Origin of the sequence: Photobacterium sp. SP02, assembly GCF_038519165.1 — a bacterium.
Taxonomy (GTDB): Bacteria; Pseudomonadota; Gammaproteobacteria; order Enterobacterales; family Vibrionaceae; genus Photobacterium; species Photobacterium halotolerans.
In genome coordinates this window covers 20,126-28,183 of record NZ_JASJOJ010000054.1, presented here as the reverse complement: position 1 = coordinate 28,183, position 8,058 = coordinate 20,126, and the positions used below count along the sequence as shown (strand labels likewise).

Genomic DNA, 8,058 nt, shown 5'->3' with positions numbered 1-8,058 from the left:
TATCTCAGCCCTGAGAATTTTGAATTGAAGAACAGTGCTTAGCTAAGTGTCCAGAGTTAGTGGATCAGATCAGTTTTAGCTTTACCCGGTTTCACCGTCACGGTTGAGCCGCTATCGTGATCATGGCCGGTTGTCATGTTGCGCATCATTTCCCTGTGTTTGAGCTGTTCTGCCATTGAGCCAATGGAGAACTCGTGGTCGATTTTGCCTGTGTTCATCACCACGAACTGCACCACATCGTTGGCTTCGATCTGCACGTCTTTCTTGAAGCGGATCTTCATGTCATCGGAGAGAATAACGTGAACCACTTTGTCGGGTTTGGCCCCTTTGGCGGGCATACCGACAGCAGACATGCCTTCCATGTTCATGCCCTCCATTTTCATCCCTGAATGATCCATTTTACTGTGATCCATTTTCGAATAATCCATTGAGCCGTGGCCCATCTCATCCGCAAGGACAGGCATCGAGGCCAGTGTGATGATCAGGGCGAGTACTGTTTTTTTCATCTGTATTTCCTTTGTGTTCAGCAAAATTATTCTGATGTGTTTACCTTGTGCCCTCCTCCCGTCAGGCAGGAGAAAGGCAAAGATAATTAACGGTTTGATGTCACTTCGCGCTGCTTCCACAGCTTGAAAATGGCCGGCAACACCAGCAAGGTGAGAAGCAAGGCTGACGCCATGCCGCCAATCATAGGTGCGGCAATACGCTGCATGACTTCCGATCCTGTGCCCGAGCCGTACATAATGGGAATCAAGCCAATGATGACTGTTAAAACTGTCATCATCACAGGGCGGACACGCAGCCCGGCCCCTTCCCGGATAGCGTCGGTCAGATCCTGTGGCTGCAGGTGATTCTGCTGCTCTTCTGCCTGTAATTTGCGCCAGTGCCAGGCCTGATTGAGATACACCAGCATGATGACACCAATCTCGACCGCCACGCCTGCCAATGCGATAAACCCGACGCCTACCGCAATCGAGAAGTTGTATTGCAGGAGATACATCAGCCAGACGCCGCCCACCATTGCCAGCGGCAGGGTGGCCATAATGACCAGCACTTCCCCTACCCGCCGGAAGCTGAAATACAGCAGCAGCATAATGATCATCAGCGTGACAGGCGTGACCACACTGAGTTTTGCCTTAGCCCGTTCCATGTATTCATACTGCCCGGACCAGGTCAGTGAATAACCGGCTGGCAGCGACAGTTCGCGGGCCACAATCTCTCTGGCTTCGGCAACGTAAGAGCCCAGATCACGATCTTCAATATCCACAAACACCCAGCCGTTGGGGCGGGCATTTTCTGTTTTGATCATCGGCGGCCCGTCTTCGTAGCGAATATCGGCCACATCGGCAAGGGCAATCCGGGCGCCGTTAGGTGTGACCAGTGGCAGATTCTGCAGTTTCACCACGGAATCCCGATAGTCCTGCGGGTAGCGGACATTGATCGGATAACGCTCCAGCCCTTCAATGGTTTCACCGACGTTTACACCACCAATTGCAGAGGCAATCACCTGCTGAACGTCCTGGATGTTCAATCCGTAACGCGCGGCCTGGCGGCGCTTGATATCAATGGTGACATAGCGCCCGCCGGCAACCCGCTCGGCATAGACAGAAGCCGTGCCCGTAATCGCGTTCAGGATAGGCTCAATCTGCGCGCCGATGGTTTCTATTGTTTTCAGATCCGGCCCGGCAATTTTGATCCCTATCGGGGTTTTGATCCCCGTTGCCAGCATATCGATGCGGGTTTTTATCGGCATCACCCAAGCATTAGTCAGGCCGGGAAACTGCACCAGATCGTCAAAGGTTTTGCGCAGCGATTCCGTCGTCACACCCTCGCGCCACTGATCGCGCGGTTTGAGCTGAATCACAGTTTCTATCATGGTCAGCGGCGCCGGGTCGGTCGCGGTTTCTGCCCGGCCAATCTTGCCCCACACGGTTTCCACTTCCGGCACGGTTTTGATCAGCTTGTTGGTTTGCTGCAGCAGCTCACGCGCCTTGCCAACTGAAATACCAGGATAGGTGGTTGGCATGTACATCAGATCGCCCTCGTCCAGCGGCGGAATGAACTCACTGCCCATTCTGGCGGCCGGGTAGTAAGCCGATGCCAGCAGTGCCAGTGCCACTACAATCACGGCTTTAGGATAAGCCAGACTGAGATTCAGCAACGGCCGGTACAGGGCCACCAGCCCGCGGTTGGCCGGGTTTTTGTGCTCAGGCAACACCTTACCGCGAATAAAGTAGCCCATCAGAACCGGAACCAGCGTGATCGCCAGTCCGGCGGCTGCGGCCATGGCATAGGTTTTGGTGTAAGCCAGCGGCGAGAACATCTTGCCTTCCTGGCCTTCCAGCGCGAACACAGGCACGAAGCTCAGGGTGATGATCAGCAAGGAGAAAAACAAAGGCGCACCGACTTCTTCTGCCGCTTTGCCGATCACCTGCCAGCGGTTCTGATCTGTCAGCGGTGTGCGCTCGATGTGCTTGTGCACATTTTCAATCATCACAATCGCGCCATCGACCATCGCCCCGATAGCAATCGCAATTCCGCCGAGCGACATGATATTGGCGTTGATCCCCTGCCAGTGCATGACGACAAAGGCCGCTAAAATACCGACCGGCAGACTGATAGCTATCACCAGTGAGGAGCGGATGTGGAACAGGAAGATGGCGCAAACAACCGCCACCACGATGAACTCTTCCGCCAGTTTCTGCCACAGATTCTCAACCGCGGCGTTAATCAGGGTTGAACGGTCATAAGTGGGCACTATCTCGACACCGTCCGGCAAGCTGCGCTGCAGTGCTGCCAGTTTGGCTTTCACCGCCTCAATCACCTGACTGGCGTTCTCGCCATAGCGCATCACAATCACGCCGCCTACCGCTTCACCTTCGCCGTTCAGCTCTGAAATGCCGCGTCGCATCTGCGGACCAATGTTGATATCGGCGATATCTCCCAGCAGCAAGGGGGTGCCTTTGGCTGTGGTTTTCAGGGGCAACGCTTTCAGATCGTCAACGCCGGTCAGGTAGCCGGTTGTTCTGACCATGAGCTCGGCTTCGGCCACTTCGATAACCGATGCGCCAACTTCCTGATTACCACGCTGAATGGCGTTATTGACCTGCTGGAGCGTTAAATCATAAGCGCGCAGCTTGGCTGGATCTATCTGCACCTGATACTGCTTCACCATGCCGCCGACTGTGGCCACTTCCGACACCCCGTTGACGGTTTGCAGTTCATACTTCAAAAACCAGTCTTGCAGACTGCGCAGCTCAGCCAGATCGTGCTGGCCGGTTTTATCCTGCAGCACATAACTGTATACCCAGCCCACGCCGGTCGCATCCGGACCCAGGGTCGGTTTCGCGTTCGCCGGCAGCTTAGGCGCAACTTGGCTGAGGTATTCCAGTACCCGGGAACGCGCCCAGTACATGTCGGTATCATCGTTGAAAATGATATAAACGTACGAATCACCAAAGAAGGAATAACCGCGAACCGTATCGGCACCTGGCACCGCCAGCATGGCGGTAGTCAGCGGATACGTCACCTGATCTTCCACCACTTGCGGTGCCTGTCCCGGGTAGCTGGTTTTGATGATCACCTGTACATCGGATAAATCCGGCAGTGCATCGACCGGGGTATTTTTAACGCTGTACAGTCCCGCCAGCGTCAGGAACAGAGCCGCTATCAGCACCAGAAACCGGTTGTGCAGTGACCAGCGAATAATGGCTGCTATCATTGCTCACCCCCGGCAACATCGAGTGCTTTCAGGCTGTACTCACTGCCGTGACGACTGATCAGAAAGCGGACGGTCTGTCCTTCTGTGAACGCAGACAGATCGATACTGTCATCCACAGTGAAGTTCATTTCACCTGGCTGCCATTGCCATTCGGGCACAGCTGAATGTGACAGGGTTATCATGCCGAACTCTGCCATCAGCATGGTAATATTGCCTCTGACCCAGATTTCCTGGGCTGCAGCTTGATCCTTGACCTTGAAATCCACCACCTGATACTGGCCGGATTCTAACTTGGCAATTTCGAACTCCAGTGTCTGTCCTGTCTTCAGCGGCGCCATTTCCAGGCTATCAGCCAGAGTGAAATTCATCACCATGCCCGGCCAGTCCCATTCCGGTACAGGCTGATGGTTTATCGTCAGCATCTTGTGATCGGCCATCACCTCAGTGATTTCACCGGTTGCCCAGACTGTGGCTTGTTCAGGTTCAACACCGTTAATGCGTGCCAGATCTGCCGACTGACTGGATTCTGAGTCCAGCAAGAAATGTGCAGAGGTCACGACGCGGTCTTGCAGGCTTAATCCTTGCAGAACTTCAATCTGTTCTGCCGCCTGGCGACCCACTTCTATCCGGGCAGAGCGATATTTCCCCTCACCTTCTGACAGCACCACGCGCGTCATGCCGCCGGAGCGAATCACGGCAGAGGCCGGAATCGTCATCACCGCTTTGTCTGTCTCGGGCTCCAGCACGATGTTGGCAAACATATTGGGTTTGAGTTCGCCCGCCGCATTGTTGAAATTCAGCCGCATCCGCAGAGTACGGGTGGCGGGGTCAAGAATGGGGTAGACATAATCCACACGCCCCTGCCACGCTTTGCCCGGCAGGGCATCCAGCGTCATGGTGGCTTTACTGCCAGTTGTTATCCAATGCGCCTGGCGTTCAAACACCTCGGCATCGACCCAGACAGTATTCAAGGGCCCTGCACTGATCACCGACTGCGCCGGTGACAGATACGCCCCTTCACGGACATTCAGGCTGGCGATCACCCCGTCTGCCGGGGCCTTCACTTTCACTGTCTGGACCGCTTTGTCGCTTCTGGCGATGGCCTGAATTTGTGCCTTATCAACTCCCAGCGACACCAAGCGCTCATAGGCGCCTTCAATCAGGCCATCACGTTTAGTGCGGTATGCATTCAATAGCTCTTCCTGGGCTTTGACCAGTTCCGGTGAATACAGGGTGAAGAGTACATCTCCTTGCTTCACCTGCTCACCAACCGCATTGATGTAAAGGTTCTCCACCCAGCCGCTGACACGCACGTTGCTTTGCCACAAGTGCCTTTCATCGAAAGCGACATACCCGACGGTTTCAATTCTGGGCGTCAGTGGCTGAACAGACACCGCGGCCGTTTTCACGCCGAGGTTGTTTTCCACCGCCGGATCAATACGCACCGTGCCCGGTTTACTTTTCGGACCGCCTTGGTCTTCTTCATAAACCGGGATCAAATCCATCCCCATCGGCGACTTTCCCGGCTGATCCCGCCGGTAGTTGGGATCCATAGGCGCTACCCAGTACAGCGGGGCTTTAGGGGTATTCGCTGATGCGTCGCTGCTATTGGCTGACAGAGCCTGGCTGCTGAGGTACTGACTGCCCACATAGCCGATTGCGCTGCCAATGAGCAGCGCCAGCACAGTGATTGTGATTGTTTTCATTATTATTTTCCTTGGTCTGTCAGTGATGGGGCGAGAGTTTGCAAGGCTTGACCACCCAGCAAAAATGCCAGCGTACTGCTGGTCTGGCTGAGATCGGCCGTCAAACGTGCCAGTTCCAGCTCGAGTGCCAGCTCATCGCTGGCCGCATTGACCACATCACTGAACTGCGCAGTGTTATTCTGATAGCCGCGTTCCACGGCTTGGGTCCTTTCTTTCGCCTGTGGCAGCAAGCTGTTCTGATAGCGCTCCAACCGCTCGGTCTGGCTCTGTCTGTCGGCCAGCAAGGCATTGACCCGGGCGTTCATCTGAGCCAGGAGCAGGTCTTTCTGAGATTTGGCTGCGCCAACCTGATAATGCGCAGCAGCGCGGTTTCTGTCCTGCCGGTTGTCCGTAAACAGCGGGAGATCCACCGTCAGATAAGCACTGAGCAGATCCGAAGCCGGTTCGCCTCGCATGTTATTGGCCTGCCGGTAGCCGTACATGACTTCCACGGCAAACTGAGGCTTGTAAGCTTCGCCAGCGATATCTGCCTGAGTCTGACTGGCTGAAATCGCCGCTTCAGTCATTGCCACCATGGGGTGCTGAGCCAGCAAAGTGTAAAACTGACTCGTGCCATTGTGCGACTTCAGCACAGCGTCCAGCGCTGCCCTGTCAAGTTGATAACCGGCAGCCAGTGAAGCATTCGCCGACAACCAGTCTGCCCCCAGCCATTCGGACATCTGCGACATCAATTTACGCTGGCTCTGCCGGTTGGCCTGAAGTTTATCGTCCAGCCGGCTCACCTGAAGCTGAGCCTGAAGCAGATCCTGGGCTTCACTTTTGCCAATTGCGTAATTGGTCTGGATAAAACCGGCCATTTCCGACATCAGGCGCTGATTTTCCCTTAACACGCGTTCGGCATATTGCTGATAGCCCAATTCAAGCCACAGTTGGGTAATGCTGTTGGCGACCTCCCTTTGCCGGGCCTGAATTTGCCAGTCCACGCCTTCCGCTTGCTGGCGCACTTTTCTGGCCTGCAGTTCAAGCGTGTCTCCACGCTCGAACTGCTGCATCAGCCCGACAGAAATATTGGTCATGGGATCGTCATCAAACTGAAAGCTGTCCACAGGCAAGCCGCCGACACCGACTTTCAGTTTGGGATCCATTTGAGTGGCACTGGCGACGGCCGTTTCACGTAGCGCACTGGACTGCGCCGCGAGCTGCGCCTGACTGGCGTCATTGCGTACAGCCAGCGCGATCAAGGTTTGTAACGATGCTGGCTGAACTTCCTTGTGGGCGGAAATGTCCAGCGTCTCTGCTGCCCAGACCGGAAACTGCCATACCGGGTACAGCCAGGCGGCACTGAGACTCAGCGCCAAAGCATGCATATGTTTTTTCACCATAACATCCATTCTGTTTGCTGCCGGAAAGCGGCAGAAAAACGATACTCACCGTCCGTTCGCGGTGAGACAACTTACGAAGAATGGATTCAGGTGATGGGAGGACGGTAAAGGGACTGAGAAGTGTAAACCACAGAAACAACGCTCTCTGCTGGTCTCAAAGCTAGCTGACTATTAAGAGAAAAAGGCTGATGCTGAACGGGCAGCACAAAGGCTGTACTACAAGTTGCGGTACAACAGGTGTGAGCCATGGTCATATCATGTTCACAACCGGGTGGCTGCTGCGCGCTGTGTTCTGAGTGCTCATTGTCAGCCGTGTGAGACATTCCGGCACAGTGATGTTCAGCCGGCATCATGCTGTCACTTATCATACTGAAGGTCATTAAAGGCGTGCTATTGACCACACCCGATACTATCAGTACCAGTGTAGTCAATAAGGTTAACCAGATTGTCCGACGTGATTTCCGACGCATAACCAGCCTATGAATATCTCAACGCCTACAGCCTAAAGCTTTCCCTTAGGGGAAGGTCAATACTGATGGACTCCTCTAATAAAAAAATGATACCTGTGACAAAAAAAGTCAATCACGCCACACGGCTACTATGCCCTTTTTTCGCACATTCTTACCCTTGCAACAAAGACCGCGCCAGCCTGGTCATACTAAAGAGAGTGTTGCTACCGGATTTCAACTGATGCGCAGATGGTCGGTTCCTACCTGGATACTTGTCGCTACAGGGCTGTTGCTCAATATCGTCTCGGCCTTGATGACCAACTTTTATATCGACGGTGCCACGGTTGATGCCAACCAGCTCGTCCAGCAGCAAAACAATAATGAAAAGCTCATCAGCCTCACCTGGCAGCAGATTGAAGGGATAGAACGAAAGCGGGAGTTAGTGCTGAACTTAGTGTCGCTCAGTGAGCTAAGCGGCGCGCCACTGCCCGCCCCGGTTCAGCAGGAAATACAAGATCAACTGGCGCCCTTGCACAGTGCGACATTTGCCGGGCTGACAACAGACAAGCTGACAGGGCTAATGGCGGCCTTCAATACCGAGCAGGAACTGCTCAGAGAAAAGATCAATCAGCTCTTTATCGATAACCTTTCGCTGGCCGATAAGCACACCCGCCTGATGGCGCACATCTCCGGTTTGAGAAACCTCGCGCTATTTCTGCAGATCATCGGGCTGGCGCTGATTTTAGCCAGAGATCTCAGCCGTCGGCAGGATCTGTCCCGATAGCATAAAGCCTGCCCGC

The 8,058-nt window shown here is 54.4% G+C and carries 5 protein-coding genes; 1 reads left to right on the top strand and 4 read right to left on the bottom strand.

Going from position 1 to position 8,058, the window contains the following annotated elements; genetic code table 11:
• Window positions 1-56 precede the first annotated feature (56 nt).
• The 4 genes from copI to P0Y67_RS18105 all read right to left on the bottom strand — a co-directional run bounded on the left by copI (window position 57) and on the right by P0Y67_RS18105 (window position 6,806).
• Window positions 57-506 carry a copper-resistant cuproprotein CopI gene (copI, locus tag P0Y67_RS18120; protein WP_342393020.1) on the bottom strand — a complete coding sequence of 150 codons (450 nt, stop codon included), beginning with the start codon at window positions 504-506 and terminating at the stop codon, window positions 57-59.
• An 86-nt stretch (window positions 507-592) separates the two neighbouring features.
• Complete coding sequence (locus P0Y67_RS18115) at window positions 593-3,721, bottom strand: efflux RND transporter permease subunit (protein WP_342393019.1); 3,129 nt, start codon at window positions 3,719-3,721, stop codon at window positions 593-595.
• Window positions 3,718-5,427, bottom strand: coding sequence for an efflux RND transporter periplasmic adaptor subunit (locus tag P0Y67_RS18110; protein ID WP_342393018.1), 1,710 nt, complete (start codon window positions 5,425-5,427; stop codon window positions 3,718-3,720). Before P0Y67_RS18110 ends, P0Y67_RS18115 begins: the two co-directional genes overlap by 4 nt.
• Window positions 5,428-5,429: 2 nt before the next feature.
• Window positions 5,430-6,806, bottom strand: coding sequence for a TolC family protein (locus tag P0Y67_RS18105; protein ID WP_342393017.1), 1,377 nt, complete (start codon window positions 6,804-6,806; stop codon window positions 5,430-5,432).
• Between the two features lie 693 nt (window positions 6,807-7,499).
• Here P0Y67_RS18105 and P0Y67_RS18100 point away from each other — a divergent pair.
• The gene (locus P0Y67_RS18100; protein WP_342393016.1) at window positions 7,500-8,042 is read left to right on the top strand and encodes a hypothetical protein; all 543 of its coding nucleotides are present in this window, start codon (window positions 7,500-7,502) and stop codon (window positions 8,040-8,042) included.
• The last annotated feature ends 16 nt before the right edge of the window (window positions 8,043-8,058 follow it).